Origin of the sequence: Ochrobactrum sp. 19YEA23 (assembly GCF_029909865.1) — a bacterium.
In the GTDB taxonomy this organism is placed as follows: domain Bacteria; phylum Pseudomonadota; class Alphaproteobacteria; order Rhizobiales; family Rhizobiaceae; genus Brucella; species Brucella gambitense.
Window position 1 is genome coordinate 360,568 of the sequence record NZ_JASAMQ010000003.1, and the last position, 21,977, is coordinate 382,544.

The following is a 21,977-nucleotide window of genomic DNA, read 5'->3' on the forward strand; positions in this document are numbered from 1 at the left end:
GTCAGCTTGACGGGCGCGGAGGCAAACCGGCGCGAGCGCGCATTTTGTCGAGCAAGGCGGCTGCAATTGGCTCGTAGTTTTCATCAAAGTGATGGCCACCAGCCAGTTTCATGACTTCCATGCCCTTCAGCTCTTTTGCCGTGCAGGCGGTGTCCTCTTCTTCTTCGCCATAGACGCAGACAACGCGGTCGAGCGGAATGCTGGAAATCGCCGGAACGACATCCTTGTCACCATCCATGCCAAGCCAGCCTTCGATGGAAACCTGGAAGGTCGTTGTGGTTTCGACGCCAAGCAGGCCGATCATTCTGGTGCGGTCCTGAATGGATGGATCGAGATATTTCCACGCGAAGGGGAATGTGTCGGCCCCGAAGGAATAGCCGAGCACGGCAACCGGCAATTTGCCGGTCGGGTCGGCCTTCTTGATCATGGCCGTCGTGTCCTTGGCGATTTCTTCCGGCGTGCGTTCCGACCAGAAATAACGCAGCGAATCAACGCCGATGACATGCACGCCATGGGCTTGCAGCCATTCGCCGATGGACTTGTCGAGATCGCGCCAGCCGCCGTCACCGGAATAGAACACAGCGACCATATCGGCATTGCCGCCCTTGGCGGGAAGATCGACGATAGGCAGGGCCTCGTTCTTGGCGTCCTGATCGGCCATGGCGACGATATTATCCACCGCCATTTTCATGCGCGTCGGGAAATCCTTCCCGCTCTGGAGAACGGCGATGTTCTTTTGCCGTGCCTCGACCGGATTGTTGGTTTCGCCTCCGGGAGGGCTCATCACCAGCGCAGGTGCTGGTATCTCGGCATCATAGGCATAGGTGAAGGCGCCATCCGGTGTCTTCGTCGCTGCTGCCTTTTCCGTACAGGAGGGCAGGCGTGTCTTGGCCGGAACAGGGTCGAGCGAGACAGCGCCCGCAATGGTCGCATCGGGTGAATCAGAGGCTGCGGCATAGGCGATGGTTGCGCCCTGGCCGATGCCGGTCAGCACCGGATGGAAATAGACATCGAGATCAAGTCCGCGCAGCGCTTCCTTGGCAATGGCCTCGAAATCGGAGTCGAGATAGTTGCACTCGCCGTCTTCCTTATCGAGCGAAGCGCGCCATGGGCCGAGTTCAACCGGCAGAACGATCATGTTCTTGGCCAGCAGCGCATCCGTATAGGCGCGTTCCTTCTCGCCGATGCCTGCCTCGTCGCTGAGCAGGATCGTAAGCCCGACCGGGTCGCCGTTTGGCATATAGACCGGAATGTTCGACAGCCGTTCGGCGCTCGCATGAATGACCGGCTCTTCAGAACCTGTGAGTTTGGTCCACATGCGGGCGATCTTGCCAGTGTGCAGCGATCCGTAAACGCCCGCCGCTCCAAGCAGCACGAGCCCGACCACGGTAAAGAGAACACGTTCTTTCTTCATTTACGGATGAACTCCAATGGGCTGCCATTAATCAGGGTTGTCGCATCGAGCAGGGCGCGTGGTGTTTCCAGTCCGCCGGGGCAGACCATATAATGCGGGGTCCAGACAGGATCGAATTTTTCCTTGAAGGCTTTCAATCCGTCGAAATGATAGAGATCGGCACCACGCTTATAAATGAAAGAGCCGAGCCGGTTCCAGCGCGAGGCGAGCCTGCTTCCGCTCAAGCCGGAAAGCGGGGCCGCACCGAGATTGAACCATTTGTAGCCTTCTGCCTTGCTGTGCATCAAAAGCTTGGCGAAAAGCGCGTCCATCAGCAGTTTATGCACATTGGGCATATAACGCATTAGGTCCACGGTGATTTCGTGCTTGTCTGCGCCACGCCACAAATTGGCGAAAGCAACGATTTCGCCTTCATGTTTCAGCACGGCGACGTCGAAGCGCTTCATATAGTCGTCGTCGAAATAGCCTAGAGAGAAGCCTTTTTCGCTGCCGGACTTGAAATCGAGCCAGGCATCGGAAATTTCACGCAGACGCGGAATGAGCGGCGCAACTTCGGCAGCGGGAATAATTTCGAAGGTGAAGCCGTCCTTGTCGATCTTGCGGTCGGCATAGCGGAATGGCTGGCGGCGGGGCCCGTCGAGCGAAAAGTCCGTGAGGTTGACGCGGGCGACTTCGCCGAGTTTCAGCGCGACCAACCCCATATCCAGAAACAGCGGCAGGCTTTGCGGGCCAACGCCGTAGAAAACAGTACGAACCGCCAGTTTGTCGGCAAGCGCATGAAACGACCATGCCGCTTCCTTGCCGGTATCAGGGTTGCCGATCGGCTCGCCGAGCGCGATTAGGCTGCCTCCGGACTGCGCATACATGATAAATGCGCTGTTATCCGGCGCCATCAGGAACTGCTTGTCGCCCAGCATGGCCAGCGCGGCATCCGTGTGCGGGCATTCAGCCACCAGATTTGGCACGGCTTCCGGGATCGAGTAATCGACCTTGCGCCTGCGGTGACTGTTGCGGTTGATGATTGAATGCAGGCCGACAGCTGCGACCAGTGCAAAGACCAGCACGGTTGCTCGCAGGAAGCGGGGCGCATTGCCGCTCCACGCAAAATCCCACCACAGATCGCTTGAATATTCGACATGGCGATAGACGAAGAAGCCCAGCCATGTGGAAACGAGCACGGTCGTGCCGACAGTGGTGATCCAGTTCCAGCTTAGCTCGAAGGGCCCGGATATGGGGCGGCGATAGAAGGAATCGCGAAAGCTCCAGAGCGTTGCAGCAAAGATGCAGAGAATGACAGCTTCTTCCCAATCGAGGCCCTTGGCGAGCGAAAACACTGCACCGCTCAGCAGAAGCGCCATGGCTGCCACCCACGCGCGTTCCAACCGTTTGGAAAGGCCGCGCGCAACGATAAGCAGCGCGACGCCGACAAGGCTTGCCGCCAGATGCGACATTTCCATCAGGAATTCCGGCACGATGTCGGACAAAAGTTCGACGCGATAACGCAAATTGGGCGTTGCGCCCGAAATCAGCAGGATGATGCCGCCGAGAAAGATGATACCGGCGGAGAGGCTCGGCACCAGTGGCTCGAACAGACGTTTGGCGAAGGCCGCCTGTTTGCCAAGCATATGCCGCCGCCGCATGGCTTCCCAGACGAGAATACCGGCGGTAGCGACGACCAGCGGCATGACCGTGTAAATGATACGATATGCGAGCAGGGCGGCAATGGCGTCAGGTTTTCCTCCAAGGCCCAATCCGGCGACGATGGTCGCTTCAAAAGCGCCGAGGCCGCCGGGCGCGTGGCTGGCAATGCCCAGAACAATGGCGATCACATAAACCAGCGCAAAGACGGCAAAGCTTGGCACTGCGTCGGAAGGCATGAGGACGTAGAGCGTGGCCGCAGCGGCGCCGACATCGACCAGCCCGGCACAGATCTGGATCAGCGCGCCTTTGGAATTGGGAAGGCGGAGGCTGAATGAGCCTATTTTGACGCTACGCTCGCCATGCGACAGCCAGTAGATCAGCCAGCCAATACCGCCGAGGATGACGACACCAGCAATGATATCAATGCGCGAATCGATCGTGGACAGCCACGGTACGTCCTGCGGGTCGATGAGGAGTGCAGCGCCGACCATGATGATCAGCGCGAACCAGATCGCAAACCACGATGTCCCGACAATCTTGCCGATATCCGCAAGGCTGACGCCTTCAGCGGCATAAATGCGGTATCGCAGAGCACCGCCGGTCAGAAGCGAAAAGCCAAGCGCATTGGAAATCGCATAGCCCGCAGCACCGGCGACGGCAGCGATGCGGCGGGGTATCTGGTTTGGCGCGATGGTATCAACTGCGACGACGTCGTAAAGGGCGACAGCCGCATAGCTTAGCACCGTAAAGAAAACCGCGAGCGCGAGTGTCGTCCAGGAAATGCTATGCAGCGCCGCAAGCGTTTCCGACCGCGACGTGTGCTGGAGCATTGTCTCCAGAACATAAATCGCCAACAGTGCGATGGCGATGCCCGCCACCGGAAACAGAAAGTGCTGGTATCGTCTCACCCAGCCAAAAGGTCCGGGCGATACTGTTGTCTGGATGGAAGGTGCATCATCATCAATCAAGCTCATCGGTGCATCGTTCCGTTGGAGCAATCAAATAATTTATATTAAGGCGCGGAATGATCCTGATTTAGGGCAAACTTGTGATCTAACGAGATGTTCCATTGAAAATATTCAATGGTAATCACAACTTGGTCTATATAAGCCTTCGGATAGCCGGGGCAGCAGGCAATTTGACGAACGAATGAGGTTATCGTGCTCGATGTTTCCTACATGACAGCGGCTGGTGCGGGTGCCCTGTCCTTTTTATCGCCCTGCGTTTTGCCGCTGGTGCCGCCTTACCTTTGTTACATGGCTGGCGTGAGCGTCGAGGATTTTCGCGCCGACAAGGCTGCCCGTGTTACGGCGGAGCCTTCCGCGCGTCGCTCGCTCGCCTTTGCCGCAATCTGCTTCGTGCTCGGCTTCACCACGGTTTTCGTGGCGCTTGGCGCTGGCGCATCGTCCATCGGCGCATTCCTGCGCGCATGGCAGCAGGAGATCGCCATTGTCGCCGGTGCTGTCATCATCCTGATGGGCCTCAATTTCCTGGGGCTGCTGCGCCTGTCTTTCCTGTCGCGCGAGGCGCGCTTTCAGGCGCGCAATGCCCCGGCTTCGCCGCTTGGCGCCTATGTCATGGGGCTGGCCTTCGCCTTTGGCTGGACGCCATGTATCGGCCCGGTTCTCGGACCAATCCTGACATTGGCTGGCGGCAGCAGCACAGTGGGTGAGGGAGCGCTGCTGCTCGCAGTCTATTCACTGGGGCTCGGCATTCCGTTTTTGATCGCCGCACTCTTTTCCGGGGCCTTCATGCGTTTCCTGTCCCGCTTCCGCGTGCATCTCGGCAAGGTGGAAAAGGCAATGGGCGCGCTTCTGGTTGTTGCAGGCGTCCTGTTCCTGACCGGCGGCATGCAATCCTTCTCATTCTGGCTGCTGGAGACGTTCCCGGTCCTCGGGCGGCTTGGCTAAACCCGTAAGCTTCCTTATACGCTTTCGTGATAAAGCGGATGAACACCTCGTATTTCTGGACAATGTCATGACAGATCGTACTTGCCTTTCCATCGTGCTTGCTGCCGGCGAAGGCACGCGCATGAAATCCAGCTTGCCGAAAGTGTTGCATGCGGTCGCGGGGTTGCCGTTGGTCTGTCATGTTGTCAAAGCGGTGCAGGGAACAGGCAAGAGTGATGTCGCGCTGGTCGTCGGACGCGGTGCGGAAGATGTGCGCGGCGCGGTCGAGAAAATTGCAGGTCCGGTTTCGGCATTCGAACAGACGGAACGTCTCGGTACGGCCCATGCCGTGCTGGCTGCGCGTGATGCGATTGCCAATGGTTATGATGATCTGCTGGTTGTGTTTGGCGATACACCGCTGATTGAGGCGCAGTCGCTTCAGGCTGCCCGTGCGCGTCTGGCCGATGGCGCGGATATCGTGGTGATAGGCTTCCGCCCGGCAAGTCCGCATGGCTATGGTCGCCTGATCGAAGACGGCGACCAACTGGTCGCTATTGTCGAGGAGAAGGAAGCAACTGACGCCCAGAAGCAGATCGGCTTCTGCAATGGGGGCTTGATGGCCGTGCGCGGTCGCGAGGCCTTGGCACTGCTGGATGCCGTTGGCAATGATAACGCCAAGGGCGAATATTACCTCACTGATATCGTGGCCATTGCACATGACAAGGGCTTGAACGTAACGGCGATCGAAGTGCCGGTCGATAATGTCATCGGCATCAACAACCGCGCAGAACTCGCGGAAGCCGAGGCCATCTGGCAGAACCGCAAGCGCCGCGAGATGATGCTGGCCGGTGTGACGCTGATTGCGCCGGAAACGGTGTTTTTCAGCCACGACACGCTGGTGGAAGCCGATGTGATCATCGAGCCCAATGTGTTTTTCGGTTCCGGCGTGCATATTGCGTCGGGTGCGCTCATTCATTCCTTCTCGCATATGGAAGGCGCGAATGTTGGTCCCGATGCCGAAATCGGGCCTTTCGCGCGTCTGCGTCCGGGTGCGAAGCTTGGCGAGAAAACCAAGGTCGGCAATTTCTGCGAAGTGAAGAATGCCGATGTGCGCAAGGGCGCCAAGATCAATCACCTGACCTATATCGGCGATGCGACAGTCGGCGCATCCAGCAATATTGGGGCAGGGACGATCACCTGCAATTATGACGGTTACAACAAGTATAAGACGATCATCGGCGAAAACGCCTTTATCGGCTCTAATTCTTCGCTGGTCGCACCCGTAGAAATCGGCGACAACGCCTATATCGCATCCGGCAGCACAATCACCGACAATGTTCCCGCTGATGCGCTGGCCTTCGGTCGCGCACGGCAGGAAACGAAAGAAGGTAGGGGAAAGATCCTGCGGGAGAAGTATGCTGCCATCAAAGCGGCTAAAACCTCATCGAAGTAAATCAACTATCTGACGACCTGAGCGAGGATGGCTTAACTTGCCGTTCCGCTTTAGATTCTTTAAACCGGCTGGCAAAAGCAAGCGACCCAGATCTGGAGCAGATGCATGTGTGGAATTATCGGTATTATCGGCAAGGATGAAGTCGCGCCGCTTCTGGTCGATGCTCTGAAACGACTGGAATATCGCGGTTACGATTCCGCCGGTATCGCCACTTTGCAGGGCGGCAAGCTCGACCGTCGCCGTGCCGAAGGCAAGCTGGTCAATCTGGAAAAGCGTCTGGCCGGTGAACCGCTTCCCGGTGTGATCGGCATCGGTCATACACGCTGGGCAACGCATGGCAAGCCGGTAGAGCGCAATGCGCATCCGCATATCACCGAGCGCCTTGCAGTAGTGCACAACGGCATTATCGAAAATTTTGCCGAACTGCGCGCCATGCTCGAAGCTGAAGGCCGCAAATTCCAGACCGAAACCGATACGGAAGCCGTTGCGCATCTCGTGACGCGTGAGCTGGATAAGGGCAAATCGCCGATTGAAGCCGTCCGTGATTGCCTGCCGCTGCTGCATGGTGCTTTCGCACTGGCATTCCTGTTTGAAGGCGATGAAGAACTGCTCATTGGCGCCCGTCAGGGGCCGCCGCTCGCCGTTGGCTATGGCGATGGCGAAATGTTTCTCGGTTCCGACGCGATTGCGCTGTCGCCCTTTACGGATACCATCGCCTATCTGGAAGATGGTGACTGGGCCGTGCTCACCCGCAAGGGCGTCACCATTTATGACGAAAGCAACAATCAGGTCGAGCGCACGATCCAGAAGACGCAGACCGCCAATATGCTCGTTTCCAAGGGCAATCATCGTCACTTCATGCAGAAGGAGATGTTTGAGCAGCCGGAAGTGATCTCGCACACGCTGGCCAATTATCTCGATTTCACCACCGGCAAGGTGCGCCAGGAAGCTGTTGGCGTCGATTTCAGCAAGGTGGATCGTCTGACGATCTCGGCTTGCGGCACGGCATTCTATGCTGCATCGGTCGGCAAATACTGGTTTGAACAGATTGCCCGTCTGCCTGTGGACAGCGATATCGCATCGGAATTCCGCTATCGCGAAATGCCGCTGTCGAAGGATTCATTGGCGATGTTTGTTTCGCAGTCCGGCGAAACGGCGGATACGCTGGCTTCGCTGCGTTATTGCAAGTCGCAAGGCTTGAAGATTGCCGCTGTCGTCAATGTCACTGGTTCGACCATTGCGCGTGAATCCGATGCAGTGTTTCCGACGCTTGCAGGGCCGGAAATTGGCGTTGCCTCCACCAAAGCCTTCACGTGTCAGCTTTCGGCCATGGCGTCGCTCGCCATCGCTGCCGCCAAGGCGCGTGGCGCGATTGACGATGCGCGGGAGCAGGAACTGGTGCGCCAGCTTTCCGAAGCGCCGCGTTTCCTCAATCAGGTGCTGAAGCTGGAAGACCAAATAGCAGACATTTGCCATGAGCTGGCTAAGGTCAATCACGTCCTCTATTTGGGGCGTGGCACATCCTTCCCGCTGGCGATGGAAGGCGCGCTGAAGCTCAAGGAAATCTCCTATATTCACGCCGAAGGCTATGCCGCTGGCGAGTTGAAGCATGGGCCTATCGCCCTGATTGACGAAGCCATGCCGGTCATCGTCATTGCACCGTCCGACCGTCTTTATGAAAAGACAGTCTCCAACATGCAGGAAGTGGCGGCCCGTGGCGGTCGTATCATCCTGATCACCGATAAGAAGGGCGCGGAAAGCGCCAGCGTCGATACGATGGCGACCATCGTCCTGCCGGACGTGCCGGAATTCATCACGCCGCTGGTCTATGCGCTGCCAATCCAGATGCTGGCCTATCACACCGCTGTCCTGATGGGCACAGACGTCGATCAGCCGCGCAATCTGGCAAAGTCGGTCACGGTTGAATAAAATCAGTCTATTATAGGGTTTTCTCTATAAGTTAATCGAAGTGGCCGCGAGAGCGGCCATTTTGCTATCCAGCTCTCAGCAGCCTTATCGCCTCATCGCGTCCGAAGAGATAGAGAAGCACGCGCAGTGCCTTTCCCCGTTCGGATTCCAGATCGGGATCGCTGGTCAAAACATATCGGGCGTCCTTGCGGGCGATTTCCAGCAGATCGCCATGTGCTTCGATGGATGCCAGACGGAAGCCCGGCGTGCCGGATTGGCGCGTGCCGAGCAACTCGCCTTCGCCGCGCAGTTTCAGATCTTCTTCGGCGATGCGGAAACCGTCTTCCGTCTCGCGCATGACCTTCAGTCGCGCCTGACCGATTTCGCCCAGCGGCCCCTTGTAGAGCAGGAGGCAGGTCGATGGCTTGTCGCCGCGCCCCACGCGCCCGCGCAACTGATGCAACTGCGACAGGCCGAACCGTTCGGCGTGTTCGATCACGATGATGGTCGCGTCGGGCACGTCCACACCGACTTCAATGACAGTGGTGGCAACCAAAAGCCGCGTTTCGCCCTGCTTGAAAGCGCGCATGGCTTCATCTTTTTCAGCGCCGTTCATACGGCCATGAATAAGGCCAATCCGGTCGCCGAAGACGGATTTGAGGCTTTCGAAACGCTCTTCCGCCGATGTCAGTTCAACGACTTCGGATTCTTCAACCAGCGGGCAGATCCAGTAGATCTTCTGGCCTTCTTGCACCGCTTTACGGATGCGCTCCACCAATTCGCCCATGCGCTCCATTGGCAGGATTGCCGTGGTGATGGGCTGGCGCCCGGCGGGCTTTTCGGTCAGCTTGGACACGTCCATGTCGCCGAAAGCGGTCAGAACCAGCGTGCGCGGGATTGGCGTTGCCGTCATCACCAGCATATCTGGGGCCGAGCCCTTTGCCGTCAGCATCAGGCGCTGATGCACACCGAAACGGTGCTGCTCGTCGATGATGACCAGAACGAGGTCGTGATACTCGACCTTTTCCTGAAACAGCGCGTGGGTGCCGATGACGATATTGACCTCGCCGCTCTTCAAACCTTCCAGCACGGCGTTCCGGTCGCGACCTTTCTCGCGGCCCGTCAGCAGTGCGGCTTTCAACCCGGCTTTTTCGGCGAGCGGTGCAATGGTCGCAAAATGCTGGCGAGCGAGCACTTCGGTTGGGGCCATCAGGGCGGATTGACCGCCGGATTCTGCGGCATGTGCCATAGACAGCAGACCCACCACCGTTTTGCCGGAGCCGACATCGCCCTGCAAAAGCCGCAACATGCGCTCGGGTGATTTAAGGTCCGCGATGATTTCGCGAACGGCCTGATCCTGTCCCTTGGTCAAGCTATAGGGCAGGTGGCGCATGATCTCGGTTACGATGCGGCCCGTGCCTTCCAGCGGACGGCCCGACAATCGACGCGTCTTGGCACGCACGAGGGCAAGGGCAAGCTGACCGGCCAGGAATTCATCATAAGCCAGCCTGCGCCGCGTGATGCCTTCAAGCGCAATGTCGGACGGATCTTCCGGCTGGTGCAAAGTGTGGAGTGCATCCTGGAAGCCTGGAAAACGCTCGCGCGCCAATAAGGGGCCGTCTATCCATTCCGGTAGAGGGGGAACGCGTGTCAGCGCTTCCTTGACGGCTCGCCCCAGTGTTTTTGGCGAGAGGCCAGCCGTCAGCGGATAGACCGGCTCGACCATCGGCAGATTGGCGGCATCTTCGAGGCTCGCAATATAATCCGGATGCACCATGGAGGCGCGCCCGTTGAACCATTCCACCTTGCCGGACACGATGACGGTTTCGCCTTCAGGCAGCATCTTGTGCAGCCATGGCAATTGCGCATGAAAGAAAGTTAGCGCAATCTCGCCGGTGTCGTCGTGGGCGAAGACACGATGCGGGACATTTCCTCTGCCGGGCGGCGCGGGCTGGTGCTGATCGACCACCACTTCCAGCGTGACAATGGCGCCTTCCTGCGCAAGCGCAATGCCGGGACGGTTGCGCCGGTCTATGACGCTGTTTGGCGGCAGGAACAGAAGCTGGCCGACTTTCGGTTCCGCGCCGGGCACATCTGTGCCCAGAAGTTTACCAAGCAAAACCGCAACTTTCGGGCCAATGCCGGAAAGCGAACGGACGGAAGCGAAAAACGGATCGAGCATGGATGGGCGCATGGCGGCGAGCATTAACTGCTTCGCTGTCAGGTGCAAGCCTGTGCCATCATCTTTTCGTGCTCTTTTTGTTCTTGTCTCATAAACAGGTTCCCTGTTCGGTCCCAGATGCTATATACCGGCAGCGATTTTGATAAATGGAGCAGTTCCGACATGACTGGCAGCACACTTGCGGCGGGAAATCTGGATGTACGGCGTCGCAAGCTTTTGTTTCGCGCCTGGCATCGCGGCATGCGCGAGATGGATTTGATTCTCGGCCAATATGCGGATGAGTATATGGTCGGCTTTACCGATCCGCAGCTCGATGAGTTCGAACAGATTCTGGAAGTGCTGGACCGCGATCTTCTTAAATGGGTGACGGGTGAAAGCCCAATCCCGGCAGAACATGATACACCGCTTTTCCGCGATATCGTCGCTTTCCGTGACCGCATAGAGTTTTAAAAAATCCATGCCCGTTTTCAGCAAATTTGGTCTCAAGCCCAATACGGATACGAAAGCTGGACGCCACATCGTCATTGATGGTGTTGCCGATGGCTTCGAGGCGTTCTGTCTCGCGCGTCTGGTGGATGAGATCGGCGAACGCGGGCCCATCATGTATATCGTGCGCGACGGGCAGCGCATTGCCGATCTGGAGCAGGTGTTGGGCTTTGTTGCGCCGGATCTGCCGGTGCTGCATCTGCCCGCATGGGACTGCTTGCCCTATGATCGCGTTTCGCCCGGGGCCGACGCATCGGCGCGCAGACTGACCGCGCTTGGCGCGCTGGCGGCGCTCAAGAAAACACCGCATCCGGCTATCGTGCTCACGACGGCCAATGCCGTGCTGCAAAAATTGCCGCCACAGGCGGCAATCGCCGAACAGGTGATTTCGGCTCGTCCGGGCAATCAGCTCGACATGAACGAGCTCGCTTCACGGCTGGAGCGCAATGGCTTCGAGCGTGTGTCGACCGTGCGCGATATTGGTGAATTTGCCGTGCGTGGCGGTATTCTCGATCTCTACGCGCCGGGTGCAGAAGAACCTCTGCGCCTCGATTTCTTCGGCGATACGCTGGAAACGATCCGTGCTTTCGATCCTGCTTCGCAGCGCACGACCGGCACACGCAAGGAATTCGTGCTGCAGCCGATGAGCGAAATCACGCTCTCAGCCGACATGATCAGCCGTTTCCGCAAGAATTACGTGGCAATGTTCGGCGCACCGCAGCGTGACGATGCGCTTTATCAGGCGATCAGTGAAGGCCGTCGCTTTGCCGGTATGGAACACTGGCTGCCACTGTTTTACGACCATCTGGAAACGGTTTTCGATCATGCGGGCGGCATGCCGGTGGTGTTCGACCATCTGGTGCATGAAGCGCTGACAGAGCGCCACACCATGGTGGTGGATCACTACGAGGCCCGGCTGCGTCAGGCTGAAGGCAAGGAAGCCGGCAGCGATGCCGTGCCCTATAAGCCGGTCAAGCCGGAAACGCTCTATCTCACGCCGCAGGCGGTCGAGGATGCGGTGCAGGCAAGCGGGCTTCGCATTGACCTCACACCCTTTGGCGCGCCGGAAGTATCAAACCGCACCATTGTTCATGCCGATGCGCATAAGGGCCGCAACTTTGCCGAGGAGCGTGCAGCAACTGATGTGAACCTGTTTGAGGCAGCGGTGAAGCACATTGCTGATCTCCGAGCCTCCGGCAAAAAAGTGCTGGTTGCTGCCTGGACGGAAGGCTCGCTCGACCGTTTGCTGCAGGTTCTTGACGAGCACGGGCTGGAAAAGATCGAGACGGTTGACCGGCTTTCAACCGTCAAGGCGCTGTCTCGCGACAAGGTCACCGCGGCGGTTCTGGCCGTTGAAAGCGGCTTCGATGCCGGTGATCTTGCCGTCGTTGCCGAACAGGATATTCTCGGCGACCGTCTTATCCGCCGGTCCAAGCGTCGCAAGCGCGATCAGGACTTCATCTCGGAAGTGGCTTCGCTGACGGCTGGCGATATTGTCGTCCATGTCGATCACGGTATCGGTCGTTTCATCGGCCTCAAGACCATCACCGCAGCGGGCGCGCCACATGATTGTCTTGAACTTCATTATGCGGGCGATGACCGGCTGTTCCTGCCAGTCGAAAATATCGAGCTTCTCTCGCGCTATGGGTCGGAAGGTTCCGACGCGGTTCTCGACAAGCTTGGCGGTGGCGCATGGCAGATGCGCAAGGCCAAGCTCAAGAAACGACTGCTTGAGATTGCGGGCCATCTGATCCAGATCGCAGCCGAGCGCCAGATGCGTGGCGCGCCGGTGATGACGCCGCCGGATGGGCTTTATGCGGAATTCTCTGCGCGCTTCCCCTATGACGAGACTGAAGACCAGATGACGGCCATCGAGGCTGTGGCAGACGATCTGGCGGCGGGCAAGCCGATGGATCGCCTGATTTGCGGCGATGTCGGTTTCGGCAAGACGGAAGTGGCGCTGCGCGCTGCCTTCATCGCGGCGCTCAATGGTGTGCAGGTCGCGGTGGTTGTGCCGACAACGCTTTTGTCACGCCAGCATTTCAAGACTTTCTCCAAGCGCTTTCATGGACTGCCGATCACCGTCGCCCATGCTTCGCGGCTGGTTGGAACCAAGGAACTGGCCGCGACCAAGAAAGGTCTGGAAGAGGGCACCGTCGATATTGTCGTCGGTACCCACGCGCTACTCGGCAATTCGATCAAGTTCAAGAATCTCGGCCTGCTCATCATCGATGAGGAGCAGCATTTCGGCGTCAAGCACAAGGAAAGGCTCAAGGATCTGAAATCCGATGTGCATGTGCTGACCCTGTCGGCAACGCCAATCCCGCGTACCTTGCAGCTTGCGCTGACCGGCGTGCGCGAACTCTCGCTCATCACCACGCCGCCAGTGGATCGCATGGCGGTGCGCACCTTCGTTTCACCGTTCGATCCGCTCGTCATTCGCGAAACGCTGCTGCGCGAACGCTATCGCGGTGGTCAGAGCTTCTATGTCTGCCCGCGTATTTCCGATCTGGGCGACATTGAAGAATTCCTGAAAGAGCATGTGCCGGAGCTTAAAGTCGCCGTCGCGCATGGTCAGATGGCACCGGGCGTGCTCGACGACATCATGAACGCCTTCTATGACGGTCAGTACGATGTGCTGCTTTCCACAACCATCGTGGAATCCGGCCTCGATATTCCGACCGCGAATACGATGATCGTGCATCGCGCCGATATGTTCGGTCTGGCGCAGCTTTATCAGCTGCGCGGTCGTGTCGGGCGCTCCAAGCAGCGCGCATTCGCACTCTTCACGCTGCCAGCGGGCAAGATGCTGACGCAGATGGCGGAACGTCGCCTGAAAGTACTGCAATCGCTGGATACGCTTGGCGCGGGCTTCCAGCTTGCCAGCCACGATATGGATATTCGCGGCGCGGGTAACTTGTTGGGCGAGGAACAGTCGGGCCATATCAAGGAAGTCGGCTTCGAGCTTTACCAGCAGATGCTGGAAGAAGCTGTTGCGACGCTCAAGGGTTCCGGCGAAGTGGAAGACAGTCAGTGGTCGCCGCAGATCGCCATTGGCACGGCGGTTATGATCCCTGAAGCCTATGTGCCGGACCTGCAATTGCGCCTCGGTCTTTATCGCCGCCTTGCCGATCTGGAAGAGCCGCAGGATATTGATGCATTCGGCGCAGAACTCATCGACCGCTTCGGTCCAATGCCGGAAGAAGTGCAGCACCTGCTCAAGATCGTCTATATCAAGGCGCTTTGCCGTCGCGCCAATGTCGAAAAGCTGGATGCGGGCCCGAAGGGCGTCGTCATCCAGTTCCGTCATGCGACGTTCAACAACCCGGTCGGTCTGGTGAAGATGATCGGCGAGCAGGGTTCTATGGCCAAGATCAGGCCGGATCAAAGCATCGTGTTCATTCGCGATTGGGCAACGCCGGAAAAACGCCTCAACGGCTCGGCTGTCATCATGACACAGCTGGCGAAAATCGCGGCGGGTTAACCCGCCGCCATAATCAGACTAGCGATCTTCGGAAATCCCCGGCTCAAAGCCTTCCGCTGTCTGGCGGATGGCGTCGGCCAGAACATCGGCGGTCTGTGCGCCCATGACGGCATATTTCTGATCGATGATGAAGCAGGGAACGCCGCGTACGCCGATACGGCTGGCGGTGTCGATTTCCTCGCGGATCGTCGCCTTGTCAGCGTCGCTTTCCAGCAGACGGGCGACAACGGCTGCATCCATGCCGACGCTTGCCGCAGCATCGACCAGCACTTCATGGTCGCCAATATCCTGTCCCTGTTCGAAATAGAGCGAGAACAGCGTGCCGACGAGCTTGTTCTGCGTGTCTGGCGCGGCCTGGGCCGCCCAGTGGATAACACGATGCGCATCAAGCGTGTTGGGTGCACGGGTGATTGCTTCGAAATCGAACACAATCCCGTTTTCATCACCCAACTCGGTCAGTTGCTTGTGAATGTCGTCGATTTTCGAACCGTTGCCGAATTTCTCGCGCATATAGACGTCGCGGTCCTTGCCTTGCGGCGGCAGCGTAGGGTCGAGCTGAAACGGACGCCAGCGAATTTCCGCTTCCACTTCGGGTAGCATGGCGAGTGCATTTTCAAGTCGCTTGCGCCCGAGAAAGCACCATGGGCAGACAACATCGGACACAACGTCGATGGTGATTTTCTTTTCACTCGTGTTTTCGCTCATGGGGATGCTCCGTGTGGTTGCGGGAGGCTGTGCCTCCCGCATCGATATTGCATAATATTGGAAGTGGATTTAGGGCGAATTACGGTCTTATGAAAGAGAACTTAAGGCTGGGCACGCCACCAGGTCGGCAGCTGATAGCCATAAAGCGAAGTTTTCTCCGGATGGCCGATCCGGTCCCACCGCGCAACCCACTGGTAAGGCAGATGGTAGAGAGGAATATAATAATCGCCCGATAGCAGTATGCGGTCGAGTGCACGCACGGCGCTGACAAAATCGGCACGGGTGCGTGCTGCCAGCAGCGCATCGATCATCGCATCAACTGCGGGATCAGCCACGCCGGGATAGTTGAAGCTGCCCTGCGCATCGCGCGAGGCGGCACCCCAGCGCATCCATTGCTCGTTGCCAGGCGACAGCGAACTGGCAAGAGCGCCGAGGATCATGTCGTAATCGAAGGTCTGGAGCCGCTGCTGATACTGAGCATCGTCGGCGGTGCGGATTTCCACGGTGATACCAAGACGGGCGAGATTGCGCTTGTAGGCTAGCCCGATCTTTTCTTCATCCGCAGAGCGCGTCATGATTTCAAATTGCAGCGGTTTCCCTGTGGAATCGACGGCCAGTCCGTTGTGAAACTGAAAGCCAGCTTCCATCAACAGATCATAAGCCTGTTTGGCGGGCGCACGGTCATGGCCGCTACCGTCGGTGACGGGGACATGCCACGTGCCGTTCATTACGTCTTCACGCACCGCATCTGGATAAGGGGCCAGAAGCTCCTTTTCGCGCGCATCAGCGGGTTTTCCGACCGAGGATAGTTCCGAACCTTCCCAGAAGCTCTGGGTGCGCTTGTACTGGCTGGCGAAAAGATTGCGGTTCGCCCATTCGAAGTCGAAAAGCAAACCCAGCGCCTGACGCACGCGGCGATCGCCGAAGATCGGACGACGGGTGTTGAACACGAAACCCAGCATGTTTGCTGGCGTGCCCTTTTCGAAACTCTCCTTGATGACACGTCCTTGCTGTACGGCCGGAAAATCATAGGATCTTTCCCAGCGCGTCGGATTACCCTCGATGAAAACGTCGAGCAGCCCCTTTTTGAAGGATTCGAACAGCGAGGTTTCGTTGCGATAATATTCGATGGTCAGCGTGTCGACATTGTCGGTGCCGCGCTTCGATGGAATATCCTTGCCCCAATAGTCCGGGTTGCGCTTGTAGATGATGCGCTGGCCGGGCTGTACGCCGGAAACCAGATAGGGTCCGCTGCCGACCGGCGGCTTGAGTGTGGAATTGCCGAATGTCGCAGGGTCGATTGCGTGTTTCGGAAGAACTGGCATCAGCGATGCGATCAGCATCGGAAACTCGCGATCCGACTTGTCGTTGAAGGTGAAGCGTACCGAACGTTCGCCAGTCTTCTCGATCTTGTCGATGCGACTCATGCGGTTGTTGAAAGGAGGGCGGCCCTTTTCGGTGAGAATTTGATAGGTGAAGATAATATCATCCACCGTTACCGGTTGTCCGTCCGACCATTTCGCCCGGGGATCAAGGGTGAACTCCACCCATGTCCGCGCCGCATCAATCGCGATTTTCTCCGCAAGCAGGGGATAAAGCGTAAACGGTTCATCACGCGAACGCTGCATCAGGGGCTCGTAGACCAGACTGCCGAAGTCTCCATCAGTGAACAGCCCGCGCGCAGTCGTGCGCATACTTTTCAGCACAAAGGGATTGAGGCTGTCGAAAGTGCCGACAACGCCCATGGTGAGATTGCCGCCCTTCGGCGCATCGGGGTTGGTATAGGGAAAATGCGTAAAGTCGGCAGGAAGCGCCACGTCCCCATGCATGGAAAGTGCATAATCTGGCGTCGTTGCTGTTTCAGCCTGTGCCGTGCGTAGGGCGATTCCCGTCGTCGAGACCGCGAAAGCCGCCAGAAGCCCCAATTTGAGCCCCTGAGAAATTGTCGGCAGGAATTTTCTGCGCAAATGAGCGATCAATCCGTTCAACTTCATTCGTCCGTTGTAAGTAAGCGTGATGCGCTTGTTTTTAAGGAAATACGAAATAGCATTGATTCGTTGGGCGAAATTACCATGATCCTGCAATATATGGGCATTTTGGGCGTGTTCCCAACGTGACAGTACAAATGAAAATGGTGATTTTGCGAGATTCGGAGCATTCCAAATGGAAACTGGTCTGGATTCGTGTTCGTAGTCGTTGTAACACCGCCCCGGAATAGGATGGAGAGTCCTTAAGGTCACGCTGTTGCCGCATTTTCAAACCAGTGACGGTCTATCGCTGACTAAGCCAGAATACGGGAACTAAAGATCAGAGCGTTGAAAGGAACCTGTTGATCATGTCCAGCACGAAGACAATCGCTGCCACATCGGCCATCGCTGGCGCGTTCGCCTTGCTTGCCTCCGCAACGATGCCTGCATCGGCCCAGCAGCCGCCGCAGGGTTGGTTCAAGGTCTGCTCGAAGCAGGAAGACAACGACATCTGCAACACGCAGAACATTGTCACTGCGGATTCCGGCCAGTTGCTGACGGCCGTTAACCTCATCGAGATCAAGGGCAAGATCAATCGCAAGATCTTCCAGGTCACCGTGCCGATTGGCCGCCTCATTCCGGCTGGCGTTGGCATGCAGATCGACAACAACAAAGCGGTAAAGCTTGAATACGGCATCTGCTTCCCGGATCGCTGCATTGCTGAAGCACCGCTGAATGACGATCTGATCAAGGCTCTTCAGAAGGGCAGCAAGCTGACGCTGACCTCTGTCAATTATCAGAACAAGCCGAACCCGATCCCGGTCGCTCTCACTGGCTTCTCGCAGGCTCTCACCGGCCCGGCTCTGAAGCAGTCGGAACTGGAAGACCGCCAGAAGGAACTTCAGGACGCCGTCCAGAAGAAGCAAAAAGATTTCGAAGCCAAGATGAAGGCTGAGCAGGACAAGGCCAAAGGCGCTGCCAACTAATCAGCAGAACCGTGGTAATGACAAAAAGGGCGCTTTCAGCGCCCTTTTTCTTTGAACCATCACTTTAAGAAGCGAAGCGAATTCAATTCGCGTGCTGCGATTTCACGCGGTAGGTGCCATTGTCGAGCCGGTCGAAAATCTCGTCGATCTGCGGATGACGCAAAGGTTCGCCGCTCATATCGGGCAGCAGATTTTGCTCGGACACATAGGCCACATATTCGGATTCCGCGTTTTCCGCGAAGAGATGATAGAAGGGTTGGTCGCGCTGAGGACGTGCATCTTCAGGTATCGACTCATACCATTCTTCCGTATTTGCAAATTCAGGATCCACGTCGAAGATAACGCCCCTGAACGGGAACAGCCGGTGTTTCACAACCTGACCGATTTGGAACTTCGCGTGTTTTATCTGTGTCATACCCATGAGACGTTATGTAGTTCACCGCCCGCCAAATTAAAGCGGGCGTGAAACATGAAGTTTTTGAAAGGAAGCTGTTATTTGCGGGCCGTGTCGCGTTGACGGTCTGCCAGCTTGGGGAGTTTTGGGAGAAAATGGGTGAAACCACTGCCCGGACGCAGGCCTTCCCGCATGAAGAACGAGCGCAATGGCGCAAAGGAGCGCAGCATTTCCAGCCCGACGCCGCGCGCAATCTGCGCGGGCAGCATGGGCGAAAGAAGCGAGCGGTTGAGTGCATCGACCGAGCCGGTACGGGCCAGAATATCTGGACGACGCGCCCGGTCGTAAGCACGGATCACGCGATCCGAGCCCGGATCGACAGGATCGCTCTCAATCGCTTTGACCAGTGTTTCCACGTCCCGCGTACCGAGATTAAGCCCCTGAGCACCGATGGGTGGGAAAACATGGGCTGCTTCGCCGATCAGGATGGTCCGTTTCGCCGCAAATGCGCTCGGCACCAGACCGGACAGCGGCCAAGCCTGCGGGCGCACATCGATTTCTATCTGGCCGAGCATTGACTGCATCATTTCTTCGACCTGCGCGGCAAGAGCCTGATCGTCCAGCGCGAGGAGGGCTTCGGCGCGTTCCGGGTTCACCACCCAGACAAGGCTTGAACGCTTGCCTTTCAGCGGAACCTGCGTGAACGGGCCATGCTCGGTATGGAACTCTGTAGAAATGTTTTCGTGGCCGATCGTATGGGCGAAGGACAAGACAACGGCTGTCTGCGGGTAGTTCCAGCGCCGTGCACGGATGCCTGCGGCTTCCCGCGCGCCGGAATTGCGTCCGTCTGCGGCAACCAGCAGGCGGGCATGAAGCGTATCGCCGCCTGTCAATGTCACCGTTACATGATCGCCATTGGGACGATATTCGATAGCCGAAGCCGTATTGCGCTCGATATTGGCGCTTCCGGCAACAGCTTCCGCCAGTTTCGCGTTAAGCACAGCGTTTGGAATATTATAGCCGAAAGCGTCCTCGTCGATTTCACCGGCCCGGAATGTGACGGTGGGGCTGCGGACAAGGCGCTGCGTCGCATCGACAATGCGCATGGAGGCAAGGGGGGCTGCTTCAGGCTCGATGGACGGCCAGACGCCAATCTGTTCAAGAAAACGGATGGCGGGCATCATCAGTGCGGTGGTACGGCGGTCGCCCTTATCCGTTTCGGGACCGAGAAGAACGGTGCGATAGCCTTTCGCGCCAAGCGCCAGCGCCGCCATCATGCCGGCAGGGCCGCCGCCACTGATCACGATGTCAGTCATCGGCTTGTTCGCAACCAGATCGTTCATTTCGCTTCATCCTTCGTCGGGACGTGTCGACCAGAAGTGCAGGCCGGAAATGCAGCTATGAAGATGATTCTTCCGTGCCGTTCTTAAGCAGCACTTAGACCGAAATGCCGGCAAAGGCCATTCTTCCGTGGAATTAAGGCTGATTTGCCTCATGCCTTACTTGCTCTTTGGCGCTTATTCGGGGAAAGCTTCCAGCAAGAACACGGCTTTTCTGGGATAGATCGCTTTGCGATCCAACAGAACGGTTGGGGTGTCAGTTTGTTTGGTGTACACGCCCCGGATGAGATTGAAATAATATCGCTGTATCTTCTGCGGAAATTGCGCGGCGACAAAACGGAATGGCGGACAGCGTGAAAACCAGACTGACCGGAAAACTCAAAGCCAAGAAAGTCACCGCGCCACAAGCCAAGGCGTTTTCCGTCCATTTGTTGACGGCATCCGGGTCTTTTCTGGCATTTCTGTCCATCGTCGCCGCAAGCGACGGGCGATATACCGCGATGTGGTGGTGGCTTGGCCTGGCGCTGTTCGTGGATGGCATCGACGGCCCAATCGCGCGCAAGCTCGAAGTCAAATATGTTCTGCCCAACTGGTCGGGTGAACTGCTCGACAATATCATCGACTATGTCACCTATGTTCTGATCCCCGCCTTTGCGCTCTATCAAAGCGGCTTCATGGGAACGAACCTCTCCTTCATATCCGGCGCGATCATCGTCGTATCGAGCGCGATCTATTATGCCGATACAGGCATGAAGACGAAGGAGAACTTCTTCAAGGGCTTCCCGGTGGTCTGGAACATGGTGGTCTTCACCTTGTTCATCGTCAGACCGGGCGAGTGGGTGGCGTTCGGCACAGTGGTCGCATCGGCGATCCTGTCCTTCCTGCCGATCAACTTCCTGCATCCGGTGCGCGTTGTTCGGTTGCGTCCGATCAATCTCACAGTGTTTCTGCTCTGGTGCGCCTTCGGTGCTATCGCGCTTTACTACACGCTGGATGCGCCGCTGTGGGTTCGCGTGGGCATTTCCGTCACCGGGCTCTATATCTATTTCATAGGCGCAATCATGCAGTTCTTCCCGGGTCTTGGGCGCACAGCCGCCGTTATTGAGGCCGAGAAAGCTGCAGCTGCAAAAAAGAGCGGAGACGTATGATGATCAATGCCATTCGCGTTCATCAGACCGGCGGGCCGGAAGTTCTGAACTATGAGCAGATTGAAATTGGTGAGCCGGGGCCGGGCGAAGCGAAGGTTCGTCACGAGGCTGTTGGACTTAATTTCATCGACGTTTATTTCCGCACGGGTCTCTACAAGGCGGCACAAATGCCGTTTACGCCCGGCAATGAAGGCGCAGGCACGGTTATTGCCATTGGCGCCGGTGTTGCAAATGTGAAAATCGGTGATCGCGTCGCTTATGTGGCAACGCCTGGCTCCTATGCCGACGAGCGCATTCTGCCTGCCGACCGTCTGGTAATCGTGCCGGACAGTATCGATCTCAAGACTGCCGCCTCCATGATGCTGAAGGGCATGACCGCGCAATATTTGCTGCGCCGCACGTTCCGCGTTGAAGCCGGCCAGACGATCCTTTTCCATGCTGCGGCTGGCGGTGTCGGCCTGATCGCAGGGCAGTGGGCCAAGCATCTTGGCGCAACGGTTATTGGCACAGCGGGATCGGCAGAAAAGATCGCGCTCGCGAAGAAGCATGGCTATGACCATGTCATCAATTATCGCACGGAAAATTTTGCCGAAAAGGTGCGCGAACTGACCAATGGCGAAGGCGTGGACGTCGTCTACGACTCTGTTGGTCGCGATACCTATATGGGATCGCTGGATGTGCTCAAGCCGCTTGGCATGTTCGCCTGTTTCGGTCAGTCGTCGGGCGTTATTCCGCCTTTCGACCTCGGTTTGCTGGCGCAGAAGGGTTCGCTTTTTGCAACCCGCCCGACGCTGTTCAACTATGTTGCCAAGCGTCCTGATCTTGAAAAGACCGCAGCCGAACTTTTCGACGTTGTGGGCAGTGGTGCGGTGAAGATCGAAATCAATCAGACTTATGCGCTGAAGGATGCCCGCCAGGCGCATGAGGAACTGGAAGCGCGCAAGACCACAGGAACCAGCATTTTACTCCCGTAATGACCT

The 21,977-nt window shown here is 57.5% G+C and carries 16 protein-coding genes; 9 read left to right on the forward strand and 7 right to left on the reverse strand.

The window, feature by feature from the left end; translation table 11 throughout:
• Position 1 precedes the first annotated feature (1 nt).
• Positions 2-1,414: a virulence factor family protein gene (locus tag QBD01_RS10660; RefSeq protein WP_280992754.1), complete on the reverse strand. Its 1,413-nt coding sequence runs from the start codon at positions 1,412-1,414 to the stop codon at positions 2-4.
• Complete coding sequence (mprF, locus tag QBD01_RS10665) at positions 1,411-4,029, reverse strand: bifunctional lysylphosphatidylglycerol flippase/synthetase MprF (protein WP_280992755.1); 2,619 nt, start codon at positions 4,027-4,029, stop codon at positions 1,411-1,413. Before mprF ends, QBD01_RS10660 begins: the two co-directional genes overlap by 4 nt.
• A gap of 186 nt (positions 4,030-4,215) precedes the next feature.
• Here mprF and QBD01_RS10670 point away from each other — a divergent pair, with 186 nt between their 5' ends.
• The 3 genes from QBD01_RS10670 (at position 4,216) to glmS (ending at position 8,326) form a co-directional block, all read left to right on the forward strand.
• A complete protein-coding gene (locus QBD01_RS10670; RefSeq protein WP_280992756.1) occupies positions 4,216-4,965 on the forward strand; it encodes a cytochrome c biogenesis CcdA family protein in 750 nt (249 codons plus the stop codon).
• Positions 4,966-5,032: 67 nt separating this feature from the next.
• Entirely contained in the window at positions 5,033-6,397 is a 1,365-nt protein-coding gene (gene glmU, locus QBD01_RS10675; protein ID WP_280992757.1) for a bifunctional UDP-N-acetylglucosamine diphosphorylase/glucosamine-1-phosphate N-acetyltransferase GlmU, read from the forward strand.
• 105 nt (positions 6,398-6,502) lie between these two features.
• Complete coding sequence (gene glmS, locus QBD01_RS10680; RefSeq protein WP_280992758.1) at positions 6,503-8,326, forward strand: glutamine--fructose-6-phosphate transaminase (isomerizing); 1,824 nt, start codon at positions 6,503-6,505, stop codon at positions 8,324-8,326.
• A gap of 64 nt (positions 8,327-8,390) precedes the next feature.
• On the opposite strand, the gene recG is transcribed toward glmS, so the two are convergent.
• Positions 8,391-10,511 carry an ATP-dependent DNA helicase RecG gene (gene recG, locus QBD01_RS10685; protein ID WP_280992759.1) on the reverse strand — a complete coding sequence of 707 codons (2,121 nt, stop codon included), beginning with the start codon at positions 10,509-10,511 and terminating at the stop codon, positions 8,391-8,393.
• A gap of 138 nt (positions 10,512-10,649) precedes the next feature.
• Between recG and QBD01_RS10690 the strand changes: the two genes are divergently transcribed.
• Entirely contained in the window at positions 10,650-10,937 is a 288-nt protein-coding gene (locus QBD01_RS10690) for a succinate dehydrogenase assembly factor 2 (RefSeq protein ID WP_182520606.1), read from the forward strand.
• A 7-nt stretch (positions 10,938-10,944) separates the two neighbouring features.
• A complete protein-coding gene (gene mfd, locus QBD01_RS10695) occupies positions 10,945-14,457 on the forward strand; it encodes a transcription-repair coupling factor (protein ID WP_280992760.1) in 3,513 nt (1,170 codons plus the stop codon).
• Between the two features lie 18 nt (positions 14,458-14,475).
• Here the strand turns inward: mfd and QBD01_RS10700 are convergent, their stop codons facing one another.
• Positions 14,476-15,162: a DsbA family oxidoreductase gene (locus QBD01_RS10700; RefSeq protein ID WP_280992761.1), complete on the reverse strand. Its 687-nt coding sequence runs from the start codon at positions 15,160-15,162 to the stop codon at positions 14,476-14,478.
• Positions 15,163-15,263: 101 nt separating this feature from the next.
• Positions 15,264-17,156, reverse strand: coding sequence for an extracellular solute-binding protein (locus QBD01_RS10705; protein ID WP_392391374.1), 1,893 nt, complete (start codon positions 17,154-17,156; stop codon positions 15,264-15,266).
• On the opposite strand from QBD01_RS10705, the gene QBD01_RS10710 reads away from it, so the two are divergent.
• Entirely contained in the window at positions 17,130-17,279 is a 150-nt protein-coding gene (locus QBD01_RS10710; RefSeq protein ID WP_280992762.1) for a hypothetical protein, read from the forward strand. The two genes, QBD01_RS10705 and QBD01_RS10710, sit on opposite strands and share 27 nt — an antisense overlap.
• Before the next feature lie 218 nt (positions 17,280-17,497).
• Positions 17,498-18,115 (forward strand): invasion associated locus B family protein, encoded by a 618-nt coding sequence (locus QBD01_RS10715; protein WP_078340379.1) that lies wholly within the window; start codon positions 17,498-17,500, stop codon positions 18,113-18,115.
• 82 nt (positions 18,116-18,197) lie between these two features.
• Here the strand turns inward: QBD01_RS10715 and hspQ are convergent, their stop codons facing one another.
• Both hspQ and QBD01_RS10725 read right to left on the reverse strand, forming a co-directional pair.
• Positions 18,198-18,536 carry a heat shock protein HspQ gene (hspQ, locus tag QBD01_RS10720; protein WP_280992763.1) on the reverse strand — a complete coding sequence of 113 codons (339 nt, stop codon included), beginning with the start codon at positions 18,534-18,536 and terminating at the stop codon, positions 18,198-18,200.
• Between the two features lie 71 nt (positions 18,537-18,607).
• The gene (locus tag QBD01_RS10725) at positions 18,608-19,852 is read right to left on the reverse strand and encodes a UbiH/UbiF family hydroxylase (protein ID WP_280992764.1); all 1,245 of its coding nucleotides are present in this window, start codon (positions 19,850-19,852) and stop codon (positions 18,608-18,610) included.
• A 338-nt stretch (positions 19,853-20,190) separates the two neighbouring features.
• Between QBD01_RS10725 and pcsA the strand changes: the two genes are divergently transcribed.
• Complete coding sequence (pcsA, locus tag QBD01_RS10730) at positions 20,191-20,997, forward strand: phosphatidylcholine synthase (protein ID WP_280992765.1); 807 nt, start codon at positions 20,191-20,193, stop codon at positions 20,995-20,997.
• Positions 20,997-21,971, forward strand: a complete 975-nt coding sequence (locus tag QBD01_RS10735) for a quinone oxidoreductase (RefSeq protein WP_280992879.1) — start codon at positions 20,997-20,999, stop codon at positions 21,969-21,971. The genes pcsA and QBD01_RS10735 overlap by 1 nt, the downstream gene beginning before the upstream one ends.
• Positions 21,972-21,977 lie beyond the last annotated feature (6 nt).